The following is a 22,445-nucleotide window of genomic DNA, read 5'->3' on the forward strand; positions in this document are numbered from 1 at the left end:
GATGGCTGTCCCGACCTATGCAACCCCGCTGGAGCGGATCTGGCACTATACCTATCTGGTCATGTGCGGGCTGATCCTGTTCTTCCTGATCGCGCCCATCGTGGTGATCATTCCGCTATCCTTCAACGCCGAACCCTATTTCACCTTTACCGACAAGATGCGCAGCTTCGATCCCGAGGGCTACAGCCTGCGCTGGTATCGCAGCCTGCTGACCTTCGGGATGCAGAACCCCGATGCGACCGGCAGCGCCTTCTGGTCCGACGCATGGGCCAATGCGAAATGGGTGCAGGCGGCCAAGAACTCGATCATCATCGGCTTTTTCGCCACCCTCATCGCCACCGGCCTGGGCACGCTGGCCGCGCTTGGCCTGTCGCGGCCCGAAATGCCGCTGCGCCGGGCGATCATGGCGACGCTGATCTCGCCGATGATCGTGCCGCTGATCATCACCGCGACGGGGATGTTCTTCTTCTACTCCAACCCCTGCGAATTGCTGGGGATGATCGGGTTACCGACCAATTGCGGGCGGCTGGCCGGCACCTATCTGGGGGTCATCCTGGCCCATGCGACGCTGGGCATTCCCTTTGTCATCATCACCGTCACCGCGACGCTGGTGGGCTTTGATCAGTCGCTGAACCGGGCTGCGGCAAGCCTTGGCGCCAATCCCCGAACGACCTTCTTCCGGGTGACGATGCCGCTGATCCTGCCGGGCGTCATCTCGGGGGCGCTGTTTGCCTTTGTCACCTCCTTCGACGAGGTGGTGGCGGTGCTGTTCATCGCCGGTCCCGACCAGCAGACCATTCCGCGCCAGATGTGGAACGGAATCCGCGAACAGATCAGCCCGGCGATCCTGGCCGTGGCCACCATCCTGGTGCTGTTTTCGATCGCGCTGCTGGCCAGCGTCGAATTGTTGCGACGCCGGTCCGAACGAATTCGGGGCATCACCCCGCACTGATTCCCGGCGGGCTGCCTAGGGCAGGATCGCCAGCCACATCCAGATCGTCAGGACCGAAGCCGCGGTGCCGATCAGCACGGTCGAGGCGGCGACGCGGCGGGCCGAGGCATAGATGTTGGCGAAGAGATAGGCGTTGATGCCCGGTGCCATCGACGCCGTCATCACCGCCGAACGCAGACCTGCCGTATCCAGCCCGCCGGCCCGGCCCAAGCCGTAGGTGATCGCCGGATGCAGCAGAAGCGAACAGGCGCAGCACATGGCGATCGCGGCCATATCGCCTTCCGGCCGGTATCGGTAGAGGATGCCGCCCAGCCCGAACAGGGCGGCAGGCAGGGCCGCGCGCGAAATCATGTCCACCGCCGCCCAGAAGCCCTCCGGCATCGTCATCCCGGCCTGCATCAGCGCGTTCATCGCCAGTCCCGACAGGATGCCAATGACCAGCGGCGTGTGCAGCACGCCGGTCAGAGCACGCAGGGCGACACGGCCGACCGAAAGGCCGGTTCCCCTGGCGCGCGTGAACTCCATCACCGTGATCCCGAACGTGTAGAGCAGCGGCGAATGGATCGCGATGATCGCCCAATTGCCGGCCAGCGCTGCCGCGCCAAAGGCGCGCTCGGTGATCGGGACGCCCATCAGCAGACTGTTCGAGAACAGGCAGACAAAACCGATCGCGACGCAATCGGCGGGGCTGCGGCGAAACAGATATTTCGCGCCCGCCCACCCCGCCAGAAAGCTGGCGAACGCGCCGAGATAGAAGGACAGCAGCAGCACCGGCTGGAAGTTGCTGCCGATATCCAGCCGCGCCATGGACGCGAAAAGCAGCGTCGGCACCGCGAAATTCTGGGCAAAGCGCATCAGCCCGTCCACGGCGCCTTCGGAAAACCAGCCGCGCCATGTCACCAGATAGCCGAAGCCGATGACCAGAAAGACCGGCAGGACGATGGTGAACAGCGCGCTCACAGCGCGGCCGCGATCGCGGGGGCCTCGTCTTGAACGTCAAGCACCATGCCGTCATGGGCCGGGATGACGTGATCGGGCGTCATCGCCATGACCGCGTCGTGATCCAGGTCGATATGCATGTTTGTCACGATCCCCCGCGGCACGCCCGAGCGCGCCAGCCATTCCAGCGTGCGCGCCAGATGCGCGTGGCTGGGATGGGGATCCAGCCGCAGGGCATCGCAGACAAAGATCTGGGCGCCCTCGATCAGGGGCCAGGCCGCGTCGGGGATGTCCGAAACGTCGGGCAGATAGACCAGGCCACCGATGCGAAAGCCAAGCGCGTCGATCTCGCCATGGGTGACGCGGAAGGGATGGAAGACGATGGCGCCGCCGGCGCCGTCGATCGTGACCGGCCCCTCGATCCGGTTCAGTTCGCAGATCGGGGGATAATTGCTGCCTTCGGGCGTCAGAAAGACATAGGAAAAGCGATCGAGCAATGCCTGCGCGGTCGGCTGAGCGGCCCAGACAGGCATCCGGCGGCGGGAATTGTGGACCAGCTGACGGATATCATCGATACCATGGACATGATCGGCATGGGCATGGGTATAGATCACCGCTTCCAGTGTGCCCACATCGGCATCCAGCAGTTGCGGCACCATGTCCGGGCCGGTGTCGATCAGCACGCGTGTCGTGCCCTGGGGCCCGTTCCTTTCCACCAGCAGCGAACAGCGGCGGCGGCGGTTCTTCGGGTTCGTCGGATCGCAGGCCCCCCAGCGGCCGCCCAGCCGCGGCACGCCCCCCGACGAGCCGCAACCAAGGATCGTGGCGCGAATCACGGCTGGCCCCCGACCCGCTGTCCCGCCGCCTTCGGGAACAGCCGGTCGAAATTCTCGCAGGTCTGCTTGGCGAAATCGGCGTAGCCCATGCCGAAGACCTCGGCCCCCACGGCGGCGGTGCTGGCGACATAGGCGGGTTCGTTGCGCCGTCCGCGATGGGGCGGGGGGGCCAGATAGGGGCTGTCGGTTTCGACCAGGATACGGTCCACCGGGGCGGCAGCGAAGATCTTGCGCAGATCCGAGGATCGCGGAAAGGCTGCGATGCCCGACATGGACAGGTAAAAGCCCAGATCCAGCGCCGCCTGCGCAAGGTCCGGACCGCTGCTGAAGCAATGCATCACGCAGGAATAGGGGCCGGCGCGATGTTCCTCGGTCAGGATGCGGGCCATGTCTGCATCTGCGTCGCGGGCATGGATGATCAGTGGCAGACCGGTGCGGCGCGCGGCCTCGATATGGACACGCAGGCTTTCGGCCTGGGCCGCGGCGCTTTCGGCGGTATAATGGTAATCCAGCCCGGTCTCGCCGATGCCGACGAATTTCGGATGATCGGCCAGACGCAGCAGATCCGTGAGGGTGGCCATCGGCTCGTCCGCGACGCTCATCGGGTGGGTGCCGGCCGCGTAGAAGACTCCATCATGCGCCTCGGCCAGCGCGCGGACCTGAGGCTCGAGGCGCAATCTTGTGCAGATTGTCACCATGCGCGTCACCCCGGCCGCCCGGGCGCGGGAGATCAGCGCGTCATGTTCGCCGTCGAAATCGGGAAAATCCAGATGGCAATGGCTGTCGACAATCGGCGGTGGGGCCGCTTGGTTCATGGTCAACCTGTGGCTGGCAGGGCGGATTGTGCCGGCGGCAGATGCGCCAGTTCCGTCAGCATATCCATCACCAGCGCGGCAGGGTCAAGGTTGACCGCCCGACCGGCGCGCGCACGCGCCGACAGCCGCGCCTGCGCGCCAGCCCAGTCGCGGGCGGCGCGGTCATCGGGTGACAGCCGCGCCAGCAGCGCGCCTTCGCCGGTCGCGGCTTGCGGCAGGGGCGCGCCCATCAGCCCGGCGCGCGCGGTTCGGGTCAGGAACCGGTCCAGCAGCGTGATCGTCAGGTCGAAGGGATCGCCGTCGGCATTGGCCCGACCCGCCGCTGTCTCGGCCAGCTGGGCCGCCGCAATCCGGTCCATCCGGGGCAGGGTGGCGAACAGGTCGACGATCTGCTGATAGCGTTTCAGCCCGTCCTGTCCGGCCAGCCGCAACGCCTCGCCGACCGAACCGCCCGACAATGCCGCCAGCGCGACGGCATCCTGATCGACGCCCAGATCCGACAGCACCTCGGTCATCAGGTCAGGTTTCAGCGGGTTCAGGCGCAGCGTTCGGCAGCGTGAGCGGATCGTCGGCAGAAGCCGCGCGGGCTGGTGCGCGATCATCAGGATCAGCCCGTCCCTGGGCGGTTCCTCCAGCACCTTCAGCAGCGCATTCGCGGCGGCGGTGTTCATGTCGTCCGCGGTGTCGATGATGGCGATGCGCCGCCCGCCTTCGGCCGCCGAGAGGTGAAAGAACGACAGCAGCCTGCGGATCTCTTCGACGGTGATTTCGGCCCGCAGCCTGTTGGCCTTGTCGTCCCAGGGGCGGCGGACCAGTTGCAGATTCGGTTCGGACAGGGCGGCAAGGCGGCGGGCGGCGGGCGCGTTGCCTGGCACGGACAGATCGTCGCTGTCCGTGCCCGCCAAAAGCCAGCGCGCGATGGACCAGGCCAGCGTTGCCTTGCCGATGCCGCGCGGCCCGGTGAGCAGCCAGGCATGATGCAGACGCCCGCCGCGCGATGCCTCGACAAAATCGCGAACGGCCTCGTCCTGACCGATCACGCGCGCCGTCATCCGCGGATGGGGCGCGCCGGGCACGCGGTCGGGTTCGGGGATATCCGCGGGGTCGGTCTTCACAACGCCGCCCGGACCCGCGCGGCCACGTCCTCGGGCGCGCCGCTGCCGTCGATCATCCGGACGCGGGCCGGATATTCGCGGGCCAAGGCCCGAAATCCCCCGGCCAGCGCCTGCTGGAAGCCAAGGCCCAGGCTTTCATAGCGGTTCTCGATCCCGCCGCGCGCATGGCCCCGCGCCACGGCGGTGGGCGGGTCGATATCGATGACAAAGGTCCGGTCGGGCTCGGTCCCGATCATCAGCGCGTGCAGCCGGTCCACGATGCCACGCAGATCGCCCCGCGCCGCGCCCTGATAGACGCGCGTGGAATCGGCGAAGCGGTCCGAGACGACGGTCCGGCCCGCGGCCAGGGCCGGGCGGATGGTCCGTTCCAGATGGTCGCGCCGGGCGGCGGTGAACAGCAGACATTCGGTTTCGGGCGACCAGCGTTCGCCCGTGCCCTCGACCAGCAGGCGCCGGATCTCTTCGGCGCCGGGGCTGCCGCCGGGCTCGCGGGTCAGCACGACGTGGCGGCCTTCGGCGCGCAGCGCATCGGCCAGCAGCCGGGCCTGCGTTGACTTGCCGCAGCCGTCGATCCCCTCGAAGCTGATGAACATGGCTCAGAGGCCGGCGGCCTGGACCGCCTTGTTGCCCAGCCGGGTCACGGCGCCCTTCATCCGGCCCATGAACCCGGCGGCGGGCACGTCCTGCGCGGCGATCAGCGGTGTCACGGCATCCTTTGCGCCGGGCACGGTGACGACCAGCCGGCCCACTTCGTCGCCCTTGGCGATGGGCGCCGGAATGGGCGAATCATAGACCGCCTCGACCTTGACGCTGTCCTGCGCACCCGCAGGGATCAGCACATTCACGCCCTCATTGGTGGTCAGACCCAGCCGGTCCTGGGTTCCGAGCCAGACGGGGGCCTCGACCACCGTCTCGCCTGCGGGAACAAGCTTCTTCATCGTGAACTGGCGGAAGGACCAGTTCACGATCCGCTCGGCCTCTTCGGCGCGGGCGGTCTCGCCGGACAGGCCGGTGATCACGAACACCACCCGGCGCCCGTTCTGCACGGCCGAACCGACAAGGCCGTATCCGGCCTCTTGCGTGTGGCCGGTCTTCAGCCCGTCGGCACCGATGCCAAGGCTCAGCAGCGGGTTGCGGTTGAAGCGGTTGGCCGGCGCACGGCCGTCAAAGCCGAATTCCCTGATCGCGAAATTCTTGTAGAGCTCGGGAAAATCGCGGATCAGCCGAACCGCGAGCGTGCCAAGATCGCGCGCCGTCATCAGGTGATCCGGGTCCGGCCAGCCCGAGGAATTGGTGAAGACCGAATTGGTCAATCCGATCTCCTTGCCCTTCTGGGTCATCTGACGGGCAAAGGCCGCTTCGGTTCCGGAAAGTCCCTCGGCCACCACGACGCAAGCGTCGTTGCCCGACAGCACGATGATGCCCTTGATCAGTTCGTCCACCGTCGGGCGATCCTGTTCATTGAGGAACATGGTCGAGCCCTGCATCTGCCGCGCCTTGGTCGAGACCGGCAGCCGCGTATCCATCTGCACCCGGCCTTCGCGCAGGGCTTCGAACAGCATGTAGATGGTCATCAGCTTCGACATCGATGCCGGCGGGATCTGCTGGTCGGCATTCTTTTCCATCAGCACGGTGCCCGTGGCGACGTCATAGACCCATGCCGTCTGCGCATTCGTCTCGAACGCCTGCACCGGCGCCGAAAGAGACAGCAGGGCGACCAACCGCAGCAGAAATGCACGCATAAGGATTCCTTTGCCTGTTTGCGCAAGATGGTTACATCATGCCTCGCCATGCCGCAACGCGGCTGAATGGCGCGGGACGGATAAAGTGAACGCGGCGCCGCGAGGAACGGCAGTCGCGCCGCCGCCGCCCGCGGCCCGCGTCGCCGCCGCTTGACCTTGACCGCCGCGCGTCCTAGCGACACAAGGCCCCCGTCACGGATATGCGATCATGCGCCAGCCTTCCGATCGTCAGCCCTCGTCACGCCTGACGACCCAGCGTCCGCTGGCAGGGATCGTCCTGAAATGCGCCAGCGTCGCGGTTTTCACGGTGATGGCGGCGCTGGTCAAGGCAACCGCGGACAAGAGCCTCGGCGTGCCGCCCGGCCAGCAGGTCTTCTTCCGGTCGTTTTTTGCCATTCCGGTGATTCTGGCCTGGCTGGCCTTGCGCCAGGAGATCGGCGTGGGCCTGCGCACCTTTCGGCCCTTGGGCCATGTCTATCGCGGCATCATCGGCACCGCCGCCATGGGGCTGAATTTCTGGGCGCTGTCGCTGTTGTCCTTTCCCGAGGCGACCGCCATCGGCTATGCCGCGCCGCTGCTGGTCGTCGTCTTCGCCGCGATGTTTCTGGGCGAGGACGTGCGCCTGTTCCGCCTGGGCATGGTCGGGATGGGACTTGCCGGCGTGCTGATCGTGCTGTCGCCGCAACTCAACATGTCCGGGGCGGGCGATTACCGAAACCAGTTGGGCGCCGTCGTGGCGCTTGGCGGCGCCTTCTGTGCCGCGCTGGCGCAGATCTTCGTGCGCCGGCTGGTGCAGGAAGAACGCACCTCGGCCATCGTCTTCTGGTTCTCGGTCACCTCGGCGGTGCTGGGATTGTCCACGCTGCCCTTCGGCTGGGTGGCGCCGGATGCCCGGACGCTGGCGCTGCTGATCACGACCGGCATTCTGGGCGGGTTCGGGCAAATCTTTCTGACCTCGGCCTATCGCTTTGCCGATGCCTCGCTGATCGCGCCCTTCGAATATGTCTCGATGATCCTGGCCATCGCCATCGGCTGGTTCTTCTTTGCCGAGGCGCCGACGGCCGTCGTGCTGACCGGCGCGGCGGTGGTCATTCTGGCCGGGATCCTGATCATCTGGCGCGAGCGCAGGCTGGGGCTGGAGCGCAATCGTCAACGCAAGGCGATGACGCCCCAGGGCTGAGGCGCGGTCGGCCGGATCTCAGCCCATGCCCAGGGCGTCGCGCCGCATTCGCGCGCGTTCCGCGTCCTGCTTGCCGCTGAGGATGGCGATGATCGACCAGCTTATGCAGTAGAACGCCCCGACCCCCAGGACCAGCCAGCCCGGAAACGGTCCGATGGCGGCGCGTTCCAGCAACTGGCCGGCCGAGACCAGCGGGTCGGGATGCACGATCAGCTTGCCCAGATAAGCCACGGCCTGGATCAGCAGGATCCAGACATAATTGCGCCGGATCCGCCGACCGATCGCGGTCCACATGCTGACGTGATAGGCCGGATGCAGATAATCCTCGGCCAGCCGGTCCTGCCAGTGTTCCTCCAGATGCAGATCGCCTTCCTTCAGGATCGGCGCCATGAAATGCAGTTCCATCCACCGGCAGCGGGCGCGCCAGACGTTGAAATAGCGATATCGCCGCGCTTCCAGCATCAGGAAGAAGATGATCAGGATGCCGACCAGAACCAGCGGCAGCGGCGACGCCTGGGGCGATGAATAGGTGATCGACAGGGCGACGCCCAGCGTCACCACCGACCAGTTCGTCGTCGTGTCCAGCCGCGTGCGCCAGATGGTCGAGCGATAGACCTCGCCGCGATAGAGATGCGCGATCACGCCCATTTCGGCGGCATCCAGCTTCTTGCGACAATGTTGTTCGCCATCCATGGTCATTCTCTCCCCGCGACCAGCTTGGCAGGCCGACGGGAATCCGGCAAGCCGGTTGCGCACAGGGGCGCTGATCGTGCTTGTCCATCTCAGCCAAAGGCAACGGGCTGAAACTTAACAAAACTTATATGGATGGTGCCGGTCGTTTCAGGTTAAGAAGCGTCAAGTGCCACGAGAATGAGGAGGTCTTCGTGCCCCGTACATTGTCGGCAATCCTCTATCGCAGCGAATCTCTGGTGCCGCCGAACGGCGCCGAGGAACGGGATATGCTGGTCAAGGCGGCGTTGCGCAACGCACGATTGGGCATCACCGGGTTGCTGCATCGCGAAGCCGATGTCTATTACCAGTGGATCGAAGGCCCGGCAGACAATCTTGATTCGCTCTACGAAGACATCCTTGCCGATCCCCGACATCGCGATGTCGAGCTGCTGCTGCGCTCGCCCATCGCGCAGCGGCAGTTCGATGGCTGGTCGATGGGACGCACCGATCGCGATTGCACGCTGCTTTTCGATTGGGCGACGCAGCACGACGTATCGATGCGCGCGATGCGGCCCGAGGATTTTCTGTCTTTCCTGAACGATTGTTCGTTCAGCGTGCTGCGGCAGGACGCGCCGGCCAATCCCGCCGGCTAGGCGGGGCGCTGTCGCGCCGTCGCCTCGCGCCAATGACGGCGGCACAAGGACAGGTAGGTCTCGTTTCCGCCGACCTGCACCTGCGCGCCTTCGGTCAGCGCGCCGCCGTCTGCGCCGCGCCGGATCACCATCGTGGCCTTTCGCCCGCAATGGCAGATCGTGCGGACCTCGCGCAGATCGTCGGCCAAAGCCAGCAGCGCGGCCGAGCCGGGAAACAATTCGCCGCGGAAATCGACCCGCAGTCCATAGCACATGACCGGAATGCGCAGATCGTCGGCCACGTGCGCCAGTTGCCAGACCTGATGGCGGCTCAGAAACTGTGCCTCGTCGATGAAGATGCAGGCGCAACCGCGACCCCGGCTTTCGATCAGCCCGACCATGTCGGTCGCGGCATCGAAGGTCAGCGCCTCGGCGCCGATGCCGATGCGGCTGCCGATCCGGCCGTGTCCCTCGCGCCCGTCCAGCGCCGCTGTCAGCAGCAGCGTCGCCATGCCGCGCTCGCGGTAATTATGGGCGGCTTGCAGCAGCAGTGTACTTTTGCCCGCGTTCATGGTCGAGTAATGGAAATACAGCTTTGCCATGGCGCCAGATAGCGCCGGGCCGGTGCGCGGGCAAGCCGCGGAGATTGCCAGGAAGTCCGTTTTCTGGCACAACCGCGTCGCCGTGGCGAACGTCGCCGTCGCGCGGTGCCCTGTCTTTTCGCAGTCACAGATCAGGTTGTTCCAATGCGCGATCCGTTGTTCCGCATGGCCCTTGTGCTGGGTCTTCTTGCCGCGGTGGGCCCCTTCGCGGTGGACATGTATCTGCCTGCGCTGCCGCAGGTCGCCAGGGATCTGAACACGTCCGAGACCGCAGCGGCAATGACGCTGACAGCCTATTTCATCACTTTCGGCATCGCCCAGATGGTCTATGGTCCGATGGCCGATGCCCTGGGCCGAAAAATGCCCATCGTGATCGGCACCGCGATCTTTCTGGCCGCCACGCTTGCCGCGATTCTGGCCCCCTCGATCGGCTGGCTGATCGCGGCGCGGGCACTGCAGGGGCTGGGCTCGGCCACGCTGATGGTGGTGCCGCGGGCGGTGATCCGCGATCTGGCGACCGGGCCGGCGGCGGCCCGAATGATGGCCGCGATCATGATCGTCATCTCGGTATCGCCGATGCTGGCGCCGCTGACCGGTTCGCTGGTCATGGCCTGGGGCGGCTGGCGCGAGATCTTCGCGGTTCTTGCCGCCGCGGCCGCCTTCAGCCTGTGCCTGACCCTGTTCGTTCTGCCCGAGACCCTGCCGGTCGAACATCGCCGCCCCGTGCAGCTGCGCCCGATCCTGAGCGGTGCCGGCCGGCTGCTGTCGGACCGCCGCTTCATGGGGCTGACCATGATCGGCGGTTTCGGGCTGGCCAGTTTCTTCGTCTTCCTGTCCGCGGCCAGCTTCGTCTACACGCGCCAGTACGGCCTGTCGCCGACCGGCTTTTCGCTGGCCTTCGCGATCAATGCCGTGGGCTTCTTCACCGCCTCGCAATTCGCCGGCCCCATGGCCGACCGTTTCGGTATGGAGCGGGTGATCGCGCTGGCCATCACCGGTTTCGCGGTCCTGGGCGTCGCGTTGACCGGGCTCGTCTGGATCGGCCTTGACGCGCTGCCGGTGGTGGTGGCCGGGCTGTTCTGCGCCAATGCCTTCCTCGGGCTGGTCATCCCCACGGCGATGGTCATGTCGCTGGACCCCCATCCCGACATCGCGGGCCTTGCCTCCTCGCTGGGGGGCACGATCCAGATGCTGACCGGAGGCGCGATGATCGCCGTGACCGGACCGTTCATGGATAACAGCGCCGCCACCATGGTGCCCGCGATCGCCTTGTGCGGGGTGCTGGCATGGTGCGCTGCGGCCGCGTCGCTGCCCCGGCCGCGTTTGCGGGTGGCATGAAAAAGCCGCAGGACCAACATCCCGCGGCTTCTTCGTTGCCCAAATACCCAAATCCCGCAGGCCGACGCTCAGGCCTTCGCCTGCCGGCTTCTGGGCTGCCGTGAAGGACGCCGGGCGGGACGCTTGTTCGCGCCGCCATCGATCGGCTTGCCGCGACCGCGAGGCCCGCGACCGGCCGAGGCCGCGGCGGGCGGCGGAACCTCGCCGCCGATCACCGGGATGGCGGATTTCATCGCCCTTTCGATGGCGCGCAATTCGCCGATTTCGGCCGGCGCGCAGAAGGCCACGGCGCGGCCGTCGCGTCCGGCGCGGGCGGTGCGACCGATGCGGTGGACATAATTCTCGGGCACGTTCGGCAGATCGTAATTATAGACATGGGCGACCTCGGGAATATCGAGACCCCGCGCCGCCACATCGGTGGCCACCAGAATCTGGGTCTGGCCGGCGCGGAACGCGGCCAGGGCGCGTTCGCGCTGACCCTGCGACTTGTTGCCGTGAATCGCCGCGACCTTGAACCCCCACTTGTCCAGAAGCTTGGACAGTTTTTCGCTGCCATGCTTGGTGCGACCGAAGACCATGGCCAATTCGCCGGGATGTTTCGACAGATATTCTGCCAGCAGCGTCGCCTTGTCGCCTTGCGTGACGAAATGCACGCCTTGCTCGATCTGCTTGGCGGCCTGGCCCGGAGGGTTTACCGCGACCCTGACCGGATCGGTCAGATAGGTGTCGGCCAGTTCCGACATCAGCTTCGGCATTGTGGCCGAGAAAAGCAGCGTCTGCCGTTCCTTCGGCAGGATCCTGGCGATCAGGCGCAGCGCATGGATGAAGCCGATGTCCAGCATCTGGTCGGCCTCGTCCAGAACCAGATAGGTGGTCTGCGACAGATCGACCGCGCGTCGCTCGATAAGGTCGATCAGGCGGCCGGGCGTGGCGATCAGCACATCGACGCCGCGCGACAGCCGTTCCATCTGGACGTTGATCGAGGCGCCGCCGACGACGCGGAAGCTGCGGATCGGGGTGCCCTCGGCATAGGCGTCGATATTGGTGGCGATCTGCGTTGCCAATTCGCGCGTCGGCGCCAGAATCAGCGCGCGGCAGGTCTTGGGATCGGGCTTCTTGCCGAAGTTGATCAGCCGGGTCAGCATGGGCAGCCCGAAGGCCGCCGTCTTGCCGGTGCCGGTCTGGGCCAGCCCCAGCACGTCGCGCCCCGCCACGACCGAGGGAATGCCCCGTTCCTGGATCGGTGTCGGCGTGACCAGCCCCATCGCGGCGATATTGGCATTGATGCGGTGATCGATCCCCATTTCGGCAAAGGGGCCGCTGGGCAGCGGATCGCGCGAGATGGCACGGCGGCCCTGATTCGCGGCGGGTTGCGGGGCGGGACGCCCCTTGCCCTTGCCGCCATGGAAAGGACGGCGATTGTTGTTCTTCTGGTCCATCAAAAACTTTCAGGCCCTCGCATCCCCCGTATCGGACACGAAAGCAGTGGCCACGCACATCATCGGCGCGGCGATCAGCAGGGGTGCGGGCGCAATACGAGAAGCCCGCAAGCCTCCCCGCGTGAATGGGAAACTGGATTATCGTCGCAGGCCTGGGGCGAAATCTCGCGGCTGCTCACGCGGCAGCGGACGGCGACATGGCTCAGATGGGGGAACCGTCGCGACAAGTCAAGCGCGGTCTGCGCTGTCCAGCCAGATCGTGACCGGTCCGTCGTTGAGAAGCCGCAGCTTCATCTCGGCGCCGAATTGGCCGGTCTCGACGGCAACGCCCTCTCCGCGCAGGCCGTCCACGAAGCAATCAAGGAGCCTGCGCCCGTCGTGGGGCGCGGCCGCCGCGGAAAAGCCGGGGCGGTTGCCCGAACGGGTATCGGCGGCCAGCGTGAACTGGCTGACGACCAGCGCGCCGCCCCCCATGTCGATGAGCGACCGGTTCATCCTGCCCGCCTCGTCCCCGAAGATGCGCAACCTTGCCACCCGCGCGGCCAGCTTCTCGGCCATCGCCTCGTCATCGCCGCGCATGGCGCAGGCCAGCACCAGCAGACCCGGTCCGATGCGGCCGATCGGCCGGCCCTCGACCTCGACCGAGGCCTCGGTGACGCGCTGGACCAGCGCCCTCATGCGCGGCGCCTCCACGGCCTGAAAATCGCCGTCACGATTGCTGCCGCACCGCCCGTCATCGCAGGCCGGTGGTCGGTTCGGGATTCATCGCATGCTCCTGCCCGTTTGCCGACATGATGCGGCCGGGCCCCTGAAAGGGTCAAGTCACGGGGCCAGGAAGATGCCCACGATGACCAGGACCAGCCCGATGCCCGACAGGGCCAGCGCCGCCATGTTCAGCACCAGCGCGCGCCGCATCCGCGCGCGCAGCGCGGCATCGTCCAGCCCGGCCTTGCGCGCGCGCGCGACGATCGCGATGCAACCGATCAGCAAGGCCACGCCGGCCAGCGTCAGCGCGGCTCCAAGCCAGACGAGAATGTCGAAGATGGTCATGGCGATCTGTCTCCGCGATGGGCGCGATATCATGCCGGTGGCCTAGCGGCGATTGCACCCCGGAACAAGAGCGACTAACCCTGCGCGCCAGATGATGACGTCGCGGGACCGACCCGTGGCAACAGATAGGGACGAAAGATGCAGGACGATCAGGCCTATGGTGTCGCCGCCGACGAGCTGCGCCAGTTCATCGAGCAGTTCGAACAGCTTGAGGCAGAAAAAAAGGACATCGCCGAGCGCCAGAAAGAGGTCATGGCCGAGGCCAAGGCCCGCGGCTATGACACCAAGGTGATGAAGAAGATCGTCGCCCTGCGCAAGCGCGACCGTGACGACGTGGCCGAGGAAGAGGCCATCCTGGAGATGTACAAATCCGCCCTTGGCATGGGCTGACGGGCGCCGGTTGCGGCGCGCGGAAGGATGGGGTGTTCGCGGCCGGATTGCCGCGCCGCGATCCCGGCCTGAGCCTTCCTGCGCCCGCGCCTTTCAGGGCAGGACGAACTCGACCCCCGGCAGGACCGCGATCTCGGCCACGTCACTGCGATAGAGATCGGTGATCTCGTCGACCATGTCCTGCGTCCAGCCTGGCAGGGCGACCTCTTGTTCCATCGCGTCCCGGGGGGCGTGATCGGCAAGGATGCGGGCGTATATTTCGCGCCGTTGCTGCACACTCAGCTGGTCGCGGCCGCCAAGTGCCTCCTGAAGCATCGCAAGCCCCGAATCGCCGAGAATTTCCTGCATGTAGACCAGGGCGCCGGACAGCGGCGCGTCGGCCGGGATCTTTCCGGCCAGCCGCACGATTTCGGGCCAGATCAGCGGCACGTCCTCGTGACACCAGATCACGATGCGGCGACCGGGAACCGACCGGACCAGCCGCCGGATCGCGTCGCGCCAGCGCAGATCCTGCGGCCGGTTGCCCTGAAGCAGCTTGTCATAGCCGCCGCCGGTGAAGATCGGCAGGACTTCGGACAGCAACGTCGCCGGATTGCGGATCGCCAGGAAAAATTCCGCTTGTGCCTGCGGGAACAGGCTGGCCAGCGCCGCCGCGCGCGACCCCATTTGCGGATACAGCCCCTCGTTGCGGCCACAGACCCGGCCCGGCGCGCCCATGAAGGTGGGCGTGGACAGGACCACGCGGCGCGGCGCCTCGGCGGTCAGCATCGCGTCCAGCATGATCTGTTCCATCTCGGGCGTGGCGCGGCCGCCGTTCAGGGCCATCAGCGCCTCTTCGAACAGGCCCCGATGGCGTTGCGGGGTGACGATCTCGGTTCCCTTGCCCAGCAGCCATTCGCGGTTGTTGAGCAGGGTCTTCAGAAGCCGGTCCCCGTCGGTGCAATGCACCCCGAGGTGAAACACCATCTCCATCCGCTCGGCCTCGTTCTTTCTTCGGTCCGGTTCTTTTCTGGCGTGGCAAGAGTAGCTGCCATTGATGGACAGTCAAACGCCTTTGGATTAACGCAGGGTGAATGAGCGCGCCTGAAATTGCATCGCATCCTCATCGTCACGACCACGGCCTGCGTCAGGGCAGCGGCCGCGCCTGGTCCGTCGCGGCCGGCCTGATCGCGGCCCTGGTCCTGCTTCCGGTTGGCACGGTGATCTGGCTGGCGCTGAACCCGTCCGAGAACATCTGGCCGCATCTGATGGCCACCGTGATGCCACGCTATTTGATGAATACCGCGATCCTGGCGGCCGGAACGGGGATGCTGGCGGCCGCGATGGGGGCGGGCGCGGCCTGGCTGGTCAGTCTCTATGACTTTCCCGGCCGCCGTCTGCTGGAATGGGCCCTGCTGCTGCCCCTGGCCGTGCCGGCCTATATCGGCGCCTATGCCCTGGCCGATTTTCTGGATTATTCCGGCCCCGTCCAGATGGCCTTGCGCGGCTGGTTCGGCTGGGCCAGTGCTCGCGATTACTGGTTTCCGCAGGTCCGCTCGCTGGAGGCTGCGATTCTGGTCATGGCGGCGGCGAATTTTCCCTATGTCTATCTGCTGACCCGCGCAGCCCTGCACGAGCAATCGGGCGGCGCCTACGAGGTCGCTCGCGCGCTTGGAACCGGCGGCTGGGGTCTGTTCCGTCGCGTGGGTTTGCCGCTGGCCCGTCCCGCCATCGTGGCCGGATCGGCCATCGCGATGATGGAGGCGGTCGCGGATTATGGTGTGGTCAGCTATTTCGGCGTGCAGACGCTGAATACCGGCATCTTCACGACCTGGCTGGAACGTCGCAACGCGGGCGGGGCGGCGCAGATTGCCTGCGTGATCCTGCTGGTGGTGATGATCCTGGCCCTGTGGGAACGGTTCGGCCGCCGCAATGCGCGCTATAGTCCAAGCGCCCGTCAGCCGCGACCGATCCTGCGCCAGCCTCTGCGCGGACCGGCGGCGGCCGGCGCCAGCATCGCCTGCTTCATCCCCTTTGCCCTCGGCTTCATCCTGCCGGTCGGCGTGATCCTGAACTATGCGCTGGCCTATCCGCAGGGCTGGATCACGCCGGGGCTGGCCAGGGCGGCCTGGCACACGATCACCCTTGGCGCGACGGCCTCGGTCCTGACCGTCCTCCTGGCGCTGGTCATGGTCTATGGCGTGCGCCTGTCGGGCCGCGCGCTGCCGCGCCTGCTGATGCCGGTGACGACCATCGGCTATGCGGCGCCGGGGGCGGTGCTGGCCGTCGGCATCCTGTTCCCGCTGGCGGCGCTGGATCACCGCCTGGCCGATGGCTGGCTGGCCCTGACGGGGACGGATCCCGGGCTGATCCTGACCGGCAGCGGCGCGGCCATCGTGCTGGCCTATCTGGTGCGGTTCTTCGCCATCGCCCAGGGCGCGATCGACGGCGGCTTTACCCGCGTCCCGCCGTCGCTGCCGATGGCCGCCCGGTCGCTTGGCCGGGATGCGGGTGGGGTCTTGCGCGATCTGTTCCTGCCGCTGATGAAGGGCTCGGTCGGGTCGGCCCTGTTGCTGGTCTTCGTCGATAGCGGCAAGGAATTGCCTGCGACCCTGCTGCTTCGTCCCTTCAATTACGAGACGCTGGCCACCCGCGCCCACGAAAAGGCCAGTCTCGAGGATCTCGGCAACGCGGCGCCGGCCGCCCTGCTGGTGATGGCGGTCGGACTTCTGGCGGTGGCGCTGCTGGCGCGCGCCAACCTTGGCTTGCGCAAGCCTGCCGCGCGCGGTATCGCAGGCGATGGGCCGGTTTAGCTCAGCAGGTAGAGCAGCTGATTTGTAATCAGAAGGTCGCGGGTTCGATTCCTGCAACCGGCACCATTTCCAGAGCCGCAGGCGGAATGACGGACCGAGGCCTGCGTGGATGACATCCTCGGGGCACAGGTGCTGGGGCAGCCGCGGAGGATCAGCCCAGATAATCTTCCGGATCGGCGCTTTCGAAGCCGCGGCGGACCTCGAAATGGACGACGCCGCCCTTGCCCGCCTTGCCCAGCGTCTGGCCCTTGCCGACGCTGGCGCCCTTGGCCACGTCCAGCGATCCGAAGCCGGTATAGACCGTCATCAGCCCGCCATCATGGCGGATCACGAGGATCGGCGTGCTGGATGTGTCCTGCGTGATCGCGGCGACGACGCCGGCGCCAGCCGCCTTGATCGGTGTTCCGGCGGGGGCGGCGATGTCGATCCCCTCGTTCTTGCCCTTTTCATAGACACTGATGATTGCGCCCGGAACGGGCATGCTGAAACGGCCGCCACCCGAGGCGGCGGTCCGGGTCGACCCGAGATCGGGGCCGTCCGGCGCCGGCGCGGGTTTCGAGGCGGGGGCGGTATCCTCGCGCGGCAGCGGATCCGCGGCCGAGGGCGGACGCGGCGTGGGGCTGCCGCTGCCCGGCGCGGTGGTGATCGCTGCCGGATCGGGCGCGCGCTGGCCCGGAATCGGCACGATCAGCCGCTGGCCAAGTCGCACCGACATGTTGGAGGGCAACCCGTTCCAACGGGCCAGATCCTGGACCGACACCCCGTATCTGCGCGAAATCGACCAGGCGGTTTCGCCCGCGGCGACGACATGCTGCCGGGGCTGGCCGCCGACCGAAGACGCGGTCGAGGCCGGGCTGTCGGACGCGGCGTCGGCCGGGGGCGCGCCGCCGCTGCGGGCCGCGGGCGCCGCCGCGCCGGTTGCGTCGGCGACACGGCGCGGCAGAACCAGCGTCTGGCCCTGTTGCAGCGAGGCATTCACCGGCAGGGCGTTGTAGCGGGCCAGTTCGTCGGCGCCCAGGCCCAGCCGCGCGGCGATCGTGGCCGGCGTGTCGCCACTGCTGGCGATGGCGATCTGATAATCGGGGAAGGAAATCAGCCCGCGACTGTCCGGCTGCGGCCGCGGGGCGGCGGTCGCGGCCGCCTCGGCGGTGCTCAGCGCGCCGGGCATCATCCGGCGCAGATCGGGGTCGAATCCGTTCGCCCCGCAGGATGCCAGCAACAGAACTGCCGCGCTGGCGCCCCCGATCAGCCTGTAGGTCCTGCTCATGCTGTCATCCTTGGCCTGTCTGCCTCTGCCGCCGCGCGGGGGTCATGTCTGTCCCAACCCCTCGACCAGCGGAACGAACCTGACCTGCCGCAATTCGTCATAGTCGAAACCGGTCTCGGTCCGCGTCACCCGGATCAGCGTCTGCACCGTATCGGACTGCCCCACCGGAACCACCATGATACCGCCGATCTTCAATTGTGCCAACAGCGGCCCCGGCGGATCTTCGGACGCGGCGGTGACGATGATGCGATCGAAGGGCGCCTGATCGGGCAGGCCCCGCGATCCGTCGCTGACCTGCGCGGTGATGTTGAACAGATCCAGTTCCCGGAAGATCGCCTCGGCCTCCTGCACCAGACGGCGGTGGCGGTCGACGGTATAGACCCGCCGGCAAAGCCCCGACAGGATTGCCGCCTGATAGCCCGAGCCGGTGCCGATCTCCAGCACCGTATCGCGCGGGCCGACATTCAGCGCCTGGGTCATCAGGCCGACGACCGAGGGCTGGCTGATCGTCTGTCCGCAGGGGATGGGAAGCGGCGTATCCTCATAGGCGCGGTCGGCGAACTGGCCGCGCACGAACAGACCCCGGTCGATCCGCTCCATCGTCGCCAGCACGCGCGGATCGGTCACGCCGCGCGACCGCAACTGGAACAGAAAGCGCATCTTGCGCTCGGCCGGGCTGTCGTCGTCCTGGTGATCGTCTGCGGGCATTGTCAGGCGGTTCCGGGCTGGCTGGCGGGACTTTCCGCATCATGATCCTCGTCCAGCGAGGCGGCAAGCCCCGTCAGCGAGGCATGGCAGGTCAGATCGGCGCGCATCGGCGTGACCGAGACGTAGCCCCGCATGTTCGCGTCCACATCGCTGCCCGCGCCCGCAGGCGCCGTCTGCGACCCGCCCGCGACCCACATGAAGCGCCGCCCGTTCGGCGCGGTATAGGGCACGACACCGAAGCGCGTTCCCTGCCGGCGGCCCTGCGCGGCGACCCGCGTCCCGCGCACCCCCTCGGCACCGGAGGGCGGAAAATTGATGTTGTAGAACAGCCGGAAATCCTGGTCCGAGGTCCAGTCGCCATGGTCCAGCAGCCGGCGGATCAGCGCCGGGCCATGACGGCGCGCGGCCTCGAACGGATCGTTCAGAACGGCGGTGGCGGCACCCATGTATTGCGACAGCGCGATCGCCGGCAGGCCCTGAAGCGCGGCCTCCATCGCGCCGCCGACGGTGCCGGAATACATCACGTTCTCGCCCGAATTGTTGCCCCGGTTCACGCCCGACAGCACCAGATCGGGCGGATCATCCGCCATCACGTCCGAGATCGCCGCCAGCACGCAATCGGCCGGGCTGCCCTCGGCGGCATAGCGGCGCTGGTCCAGTTCGGCGATCATGGTGGGATGGGAATAGCTGATGCAATGGCCGACGCCGGATTGTTCGAACGCGGGCGCGACGGTCCAGACCTCGCCGTCCGGGCCCGCGATTTCGGCCGCGATTTCGGCCAGAACCTGAAGGCCCGGCGCGTTGATCCCGTCGTCATTGGTGATGAGTATCCGCATCCGGTCGTCCCTGTCCCGACGCGCGCGGGTGACGCGCCTGTTGCTGGCAATCCCCATATCGTGATTAGCGGGCCGCGCCATCGCCTTCAACCCGTTGACGCAGGAACCGAAAGCCGTTTGACCTTGTGACCAAGTGGCTGCATGCTGCGTCACGGCAAAACATCACGGCCCATGCAGATCTACCTTCCCATCGCCGAGGTATCGGTCAACGCCTTCACGCTGGTGGGTCTTGGTGGCGTGGTCGGCCTGATGAGCGGATTGTTCGGCGTCGGCGGCGGCTTTCTGATCACGCCGCTGCTGTTCTTCATCGGCATCCCGCCCCCCATCGCGGTGGCCACGGGCGCCAATCAGGTCGTGGCCTCGTCGGTGTCGGGCGTGCTGGCCCATGTGAAACGCAAGAGCGTCGATTTCCGGATGGGCTGGGTTCTGCTGGCCGGCGGACTGGCCGGATCGTCGGTGGGCGTCTGGGTCTTTACGCTGCTGCAGCGGATCGGCCAGGTCGATCTGGTGGTGCAGCTTTCCTATGTCGTGTTTCTGGGCCTGATCGGGATGATGATGCTGCAGGAAAGCATCCGATCCCTGCGCCGGTCGCGAAACCCGACCTTCCGCAAGCGGCTGCACCAGCACAACTGGGTGCATCGCTGGCCGATGAAGATGAAGTTTCGCGCCTCGGGGCTGTACATCAGCGCGATCCCGGTGCTTCTGGTCGGACTTGCCGTGGGCGTGCTGGCCGCGATCATGGGTGTGGGCGGCGGCTTCATCATGGTGCCGGCGATGATCTATCTGCTCGGAATGCCGACCAAGGTCGTTGTCGGCACCTCGCTGTTCCAGATCACCTTCGTGACCGCCTTCACCACGCTGATGCACGCCGTCAGCTACAACACGGTCGATATCATGCTGGCGGTTCTGCTGATCATCGGCGGCGTGGTCGGGGCGCAGATCGGCACCAGCCTGGGCGCGCGGCTGCGGGCGGAACAGCTGCGGATCCTTCTGGCGCTGATGGTGCTTCTGGTCTGCGGCAAGCTGGCGCTGGATCTGTTCCTGAGGCCGGACGAGCTTTACTCGATCACGTCGGGGGCGCGCTGATGGTGGCAAGGGCGGCGATCCTGACCCTGCTTGTGTCGCTGGGCGCGGCGGCGGTCCTTGCCCAGGACCAGACCGCGCCCGGATCGACGGTGCCGCTGGCGCCCCGCGGGCAGGACGCCTATCCGACCTATCCCGATCCCGGCCGCCCGCGCGTCATCGTGCCCGAGAACGTCGAGAGGCCGGGCGAACAGGTGGTGGCGGGTCTGTCCAGCGATTCCATTGCCATCACCGCCAGTTTCGACGGCTCCGAGATCCTGATCTACGGCGCGGTCAAGCGCGAGACCCCGATCCCCGACGGCCCGCCCCTGCAGGTCATCATGACAATCGAGGCCCCCTCGCAGTCGCTGACGGTCTGGAAGAAGGAACGCAAGCTGGGGATCTGGATCAACACCAAAAGGGTCGAGGTCGGCGCCGCCCCCGGTTTCTACGTGGTCGCGACCACCGGCCCGCTGGATCAGATCCTGCGCCCCGAATGGGACCAGCGCTACCGCATCTCGCTGCCGCTTGCCCTGCGTGCGATGGGGGGCAACAATCAGGTCGCGGACGTGGTGCCCTATACCGCGGCCCTGATCCGACTGCGCGAAGCAAACAGGCTGTACCGGCTGGATCAGGGCAGCGTCAAGCTGGTCGACCAGACCCTGTTCCGCGCCGATGTCCGGCTGCCCGCCAACCTGATCGAGGGGGATTACAAGACCCGCATCTTCCTGCTGCGCGACGGTCGGGTCATCGACGTCTATCGCGCGCCCATCGAAGTGCGCAAGGTCGGTCTGGAACGCTGGCTCTACCGCATGGCCTTTGACCAGCCGCTGCTCTACGGGTTGATGTCGCTGGCCGTCGCGGTCGCCGCGGGTTGGGGCGCATCGGGGATTTTCCGCAAGCTGCGCCGGGCCTGACAACGGGGCTCCGACGGTTTCGTCACGCCCCGCGCTATCCGGCAGAGGGCCCGCGGGACGCACTTTCCGGGGACCAGCGATACGGGCGCCGCGGACGCGACAGGCCCCGTTCGATCCGCACGGGGCCTGTCCCTCCCGCGTCGCGGGCCGGCCCCCTCCACTGGTCCGGACCCGCTGGGTGTTGCGTCAATCTGCGGCGATCAGTTCGGATTGCCGCACGATCACCTCGGCCTGCTTGATCGAGGCGATATCGACCAGCCGCCCCTTGTAGACGGTGGCGCCCGCGCCCTCGGCCTTGGCCCTTTCCATTGCCGCCAGAATCTCTTTCGCCTCGGTCACGGCTGCCTCGGAGGGCGAGAAGACCGCGTTGGCCAGGGCGATCTGACCGGGATGGATCGCCCATTTGCCGACCATGCCCAGCGTCGCCGAACGCCGTGCTTGCGCAATGAATCCGTCCTGGTCCGAGAAATCGCCGAAAGGACCGTCGACCGGCAGCAGGCCGTGCGTCCGGCAGGCCGAGACGATCGCGGTCTGCGCCCAGTGCCAGGGATCGGACCAGTATTTCTGACCCTCGCGAATCATGTAATAGTTTTCCTGCGTGCCGCCGATCCCGGTCGTGGCCATGCCCATCGAGGCCGCGAAATCGGCCGCGCCCAGACTGATCGCCTGCATCCGGGGCGATGCGGCGGCGATCTCTTCGACATGGCACAGGCCCGCCGCGCTTTCGACGATCACCTCGAAGCCGATTTTTTTCTTTCGACCCTTCGCGCGTTCGATCGCGGTGACCAGCGCGTCCACGGCGTAGATGTCGCCGGCGTTGCCAGCCTTCGGGATCATGATCTGGTCCAGCCGCTCGTCCGCCTGTTCCAGCAGTTCCACCACATCGCGATACCAGAAGGGCGTGTCCAGCCCGTTGATCCGCACCGACAGCGTCTTGCTGCCCCAATCCACGTCGCCGATTGCCTGAATCGCGTTCTTCCGTGCCTGTTCCTTGTCATCCGGCGCCACCGAGTCCTCGAGATCGATATTGATGACGTCGGCTTCCGATTTCGCCATCTTCTCGAAAAGGCTGTCGCGGGATCCGGGGCCGAACAACTGGCAGCGGTTCAGACGGGCAGGGGGCAGGGGCTGGGTGCGAAAGCTCATGCGCTGGTCCTCATC

Annotated in this window: 24 protein-coding genes and 1 tRNA gene; 9 read left to right on the top strand and 16 right to left on the bottom strand. The window is 66.8% G+C overall.

Going from position 1 to position 22,445, the window contains the following annotated elements; genetic code table 11:
* The first annotated feature begins 1 nt into the window (after position 1).
* Positions 2 to 952, top strand: coding sequence for an ABC transporter permease (locus AC13CR_RS05940; RefSeq protein ID WP_292953854.1), 951 nt, complete (start codon positions 2 to 4; stop codon positions 950 to 952).
* A 15-nt stretch (positions 953 to 967) separates the two neighbouring features.
* Here the strand turns inward: AC13CR_RS05940 and AC13CR_RS05945 are convergent, their stop codons facing one another.
* From AC13CR_RS05945 to AC13CR_RS05970, 6 genes are read right to left on the bottom strand one after another with little or no spacing between them, the layout of a single operon-like run.
* Positions 968 to 1,912, bottom strand: coding sequence for an AEC family transporter (locus AC13CR_RS05945; RefSeq protein WP_292953857.1), 945 nt, complete (start codon positions 1,910 to 1,912; stop codon positions 968 to 970).
* Positions 1,909 to 2,727: an MBL fold metallo-hydrolase gene (locus AC13CR_RS05950; protein ID WP_292953860.1), complete on the bottom strand. Its 819-nt coding sequence runs from the start codon at positions 2,725 to 2,727 to the stop codon at positions 1,909 to 1,911. Before AC13CR_RS05950 ends, AC13CR_RS05945 begins: the two co-directional genes overlap by 4 nt.
* Positions 2,724 to 3,542 carry a TatD family hydrolase gene (locus tag AC13CR_RS05955; RefSeq protein WP_292953863.1) on the bottom strand — a complete coding sequence of 273 codons (819 nt, stop codon included), beginning with the start codon at positions 3,540 to 3,542 and terminating at the stop codon, positions 2,724 to 2,726. Before AC13CR_RS05955 ends, AC13CR_RS05950 begins: the two co-directional genes overlap by 4 nt.
* Positions 3,543 to 3,544: 2 nt before the next feature.
* Positions 3,545 to 4,657, bottom strand: a complete 1,113-nt coding sequence (locus AC13CR_RS05960) for a DNA polymerase III subunit delta' (RefSeq protein ID WP_292953866.1) — start codon at positions 4,655 to 4,657, stop codon at positions 3,545 to 3,547.
* Positions 4,654 to 5,250, bottom strand: a complete 597-nt coding sequence (gene tmk, locus AC13CR_RS05965; protein WP_292953869.1) for a dTMP kinase — start codon at positions 5,248 to 5,250, stop codon at positions 4,654 to 4,656. Before tmk ends, AC13CR_RS05960 begins: the two co-directional genes overlap by 4 nt.
* A 3-nt stretch (positions 5,251 to 5,253) precedes the next feature.
* Positions 5,254 to 6,399, bottom strand: a complete 1,146-nt coding sequence (locus AC13CR_RS05970; protein ID WP_446232549.1) for a D-alanyl-D-alanine carboxypeptidase family protein — start codon at positions 6,397 to 6,399, stop codon at positions 5,254 to 5,256.
* Positions 6,400 to 6,607: 208 nt separating this feature from the next.
* Here AC13CR_RS05970 and AC13CR_RS05975 point away from each other — a divergent pair, with 208 nt between their 5' ends.
* On the top strand, positions 6,608 to 7,579 hold the full coding sequence (locus tag AC13CR_RS05975; RefSeq protein ID WP_292952051.1) for a DMT family transporter: 972 nt from the start codon (positions 6,608 to 6,610) through the stop codon (positions 7,577 to 7,579).
* An 18-nt stretch (positions 7,580 to 7,597) separates the two neighbouring features.
* Here AC13CR_RS05975 and AC13CR_RS05980 read toward each other — a convergent pair whose 3' ends face one another.
* Entirely contained in the window at positions 7,598 to 8,278 is a 681-nt protein-coding gene (locus AC13CR_RS05980) for a DUF2270 domain-containing protein (RefSeq protein WP_414692129.1), read from the bottom strand.
* A 185-nt stretch (positions 8,279 to 8,463) separates the two neighbouring features.
* Here AC13CR_RS05980 and AC13CR_RS05985 point away from each other — a divergent pair, with 185 nt between their 5' ends.
* Positions 8,464 to 8,904: a BLUF domain-containing protein gene (locus tag AC13CR_RS05985; protein WP_292978874.1), complete on the top strand. Its 441-nt coding sequence runs from the start codon at positions 8,464 to 8,466 to the stop codon at positions 8,902 to 8,904.
* Here AC13CR_RS05985 and AC13CR_RS05990 read toward each other — a convergent pair.
* Positions 8,901 to 9,485 carry a thymidine kinase gene (locus tag AC13CR_RS05990; protein ID WP_292952057.1) on the bottom strand — a complete coding sequence of 195 codons (585 nt, stop codon included), beginning with the start codon at positions 9,483 to 9,485 and terminating at the stop codon, positions 8,901 to 8,903. The genes AC13CR_RS05985 and AC13CR_RS05990 overlap by 4 nt on opposite strands.
* 144 nt (positions 9,486 to 9,629) lie before the next feature.
* On the opposite strand from AC13CR_RS05990, the gene AC13CR_RS05995 reads away from it, so the two are divergent.
* Positions 9,630 to 10,823, top strand: coding sequence for a multidrug effflux MFS transporter (locus tag AC13CR_RS05995; protein ID WP_292952060.1), 1,194 nt, complete (start codon positions 9,630 to 9,632; stop codon positions 10,821 to 10,823).
* A 68-nt stretch (positions 10,824 to 10,891) separates the two neighbouring features.
* Here the strand turns inward: AC13CR_RS05995 and AC13CR_RS06000 are convergent, their stop codons facing one another.
* From AC13CR_RS06000 to AC13CR_RS06010, 3 genes are all read right to left on the bottom strand, one after another.
* Entirely contained in the window at positions 10,892 to 12,262 is a 1,371-nt protein-coding gene (locus AC13CR_RS06000; protein WP_482900475.1) for a DEAD/DEAH box helicase, read from the bottom strand.
* 228 nt (positions 12,263 to 12,490) lie between these two features.
* The gene (dtd, locus tag AC13CR_RS06005; protein ID WP_292952063.1) at positions 12,491 to 12,940 is read right to left on the bottom strand and encodes a D-aminoacyl-tRNA deacylase; all 450 of its coding nucleotides are present in this window, start codon (positions 12,938 to 12,940) and stop codon (positions 12,491 to 12,493) included.
* Between the two features lie 144 nt (positions 12,941 to 13,084).
* Complete coding sequence (locus AC13CR_RS06010; protein WP_292952066.1) at positions 13,085 to 13,312, bottom strand: hypothetical protein; 228 nt, start codon at positions 13,310 to 13,312, stop codon at positions 13,085 to 13,087.
* Between the two features lie 138 nt (positions 13,313 to 13,450).
* On the opposite strand from AC13CR_RS06010, the gene AC13CR_RS06015 reads away from it, so the two are divergent.
* A complete protein-coding gene (locus AC13CR_RS06015; protein WP_292952069.1) occupies positions 13,451 to 13,702 on the top strand; it encodes a DUF2312 domain-containing protein in 252 nt (83 codons plus the stop codon).
* A gap of 93 nt (positions 13,703 to 13,795) precedes the next feature.
* Here AC13CR_RS06015 and AC13CR_RS06020 read toward each other — a convergent pair whose 3' ends face one another.
* On the bottom strand, positions 13,796 to 14,668 hold the full coding sequence (locus tag AC13CR_RS06020; protein WP_292952072.1) for a hypothetical protein: 873 nt from the start codon (positions 14,666 to 14,668) through the stop codon (positions 13,796 to 13,798).
* Between the two features lie 107 nt (positions 14,669 to 14,775).
* Between AC13CR_RS06020 and AC13CR_RS06025 the strand changes: the two genes are divergently transcribed.
* Entirely contained in the window at positions 14,776 to 16,494 is a 1,719-nt protein-coding gene (locus AC13CR_RS06025; protein WP_292952075.1) for an ABC transporter permease, read from the top strand.
* Positions 16,485 to 16,560: transfer RNA gene (locus AC13CR_RS06030), tRNA-Thr, on the top strand. Before AC13CR_RS06025 ends, AC13CR_RS06030 begins: the two co-directional genes overlap by 10 nt.
* Before the next feature lie 85 nt (positions 16,561 to 16,645).
* Here AC13CR_RS06030 and AC13CR_RS06035 read toward each other — a convergent pair.
* From AC13CR_RS06035 to surE, 3 genes are read right to left on the bottom strand one after another with little or no spacing between them, the layout of a single operon-like run.
* Positions 16,646 to 17,761 (bottom strand): LysM peptidoglycan-binding domain-containing protein, encoded by a 1,116-nt coding sequence (locus tag AC13CR_RS06035; protein ID WP_292978880.1) that lies wholly within the window; start codon positions 17,759 to 17,761, stop codon positions 16,646 to 16,648.
* 42 nt (positions 17,762 to 17,803) lie between these two features.
* Positions 17,804 to 18,469, bottom strand: coding sequence for a protein-L-isoaspartate(D-aspartate) O-methyltransferase (locus tag AC13CR_RS06040; RefSeq protein WP_446233649.1), 666 nt, complete (start codon positions 18,467 to 18,469; stop codon positions 17,804 to 17,806).
* 2 nt (positions 18,470 to 18,471) lie between these two features.
* Positions 18,472 to 19,305, bottom strand: coding sequence for a 5'/3'-nucleotidase SurE (surE, locus tag AC13CR_RS06045; RefSeq protein ID WP_292952084.1), 834 nt, complete (start codon positions 19,303 to 19,305; stop codon positions 18,472 to 18,474).
* Between the two features lie 171 nt (positions 19,306 to 19,476).
* Here surE and AC13CR_RS06050 point away from each other — a divergent pair, with 171 nt between their 5' ends.
* Together AC13CR_RS06050 and AC13CR_RS06055 are read left to right on the top strand one after the other, a co-directional pair.
* Positions 19,477 to 20,391, top strand: coding sequence for a sulfite exporter TauE/SafE family protein (locus AC13CR_RS06050; RefSeq protein ID WP_292952087.1), 915 nt, complete (start codon positions 19,477 to 19,479; stop codon positions 20,389 to 20,391).
* A complete protein-coding gene (locus AC13CR_RS06055) occupies positions 20,391 to 21,284 on the top strand; it encodes a TIGR02186 family protein (protein WP_292952090.1) in 894 nt (297 codons plus the stop codon). The genes AC13CR_RS06050 and AC13CR_RS06055 overlap by 1 nt, the downstream gene beginning before the upstream one ends.
* Positions 21,285 to 21,470: 186 nt before the next feature.
* On the opposite strand, the gene AC13CR_RS06060 is transcribed toward AC13CR_RS06055, so the two are convergent.
* Positions 21,471 to 22,430 carry an L-malyl-CoA/beta-methylmalyl-CoA lyase gene (locus AC13CR_RS06060; protein ID WP_292952093.1) on the bottom strand — a complete coding sequence of 320 codons (960 nt, stop codon included), beginning with the start codon at positions 22,428 to 22,430 and terminating at the stop codon, positions 21,471 to 21,473.
* Positions 22,431 to 22,445 lie beyond the last annotated feature (15 nt).

Source organism: Paracoccus sp. L-17 (assembly GCF_056857655.1).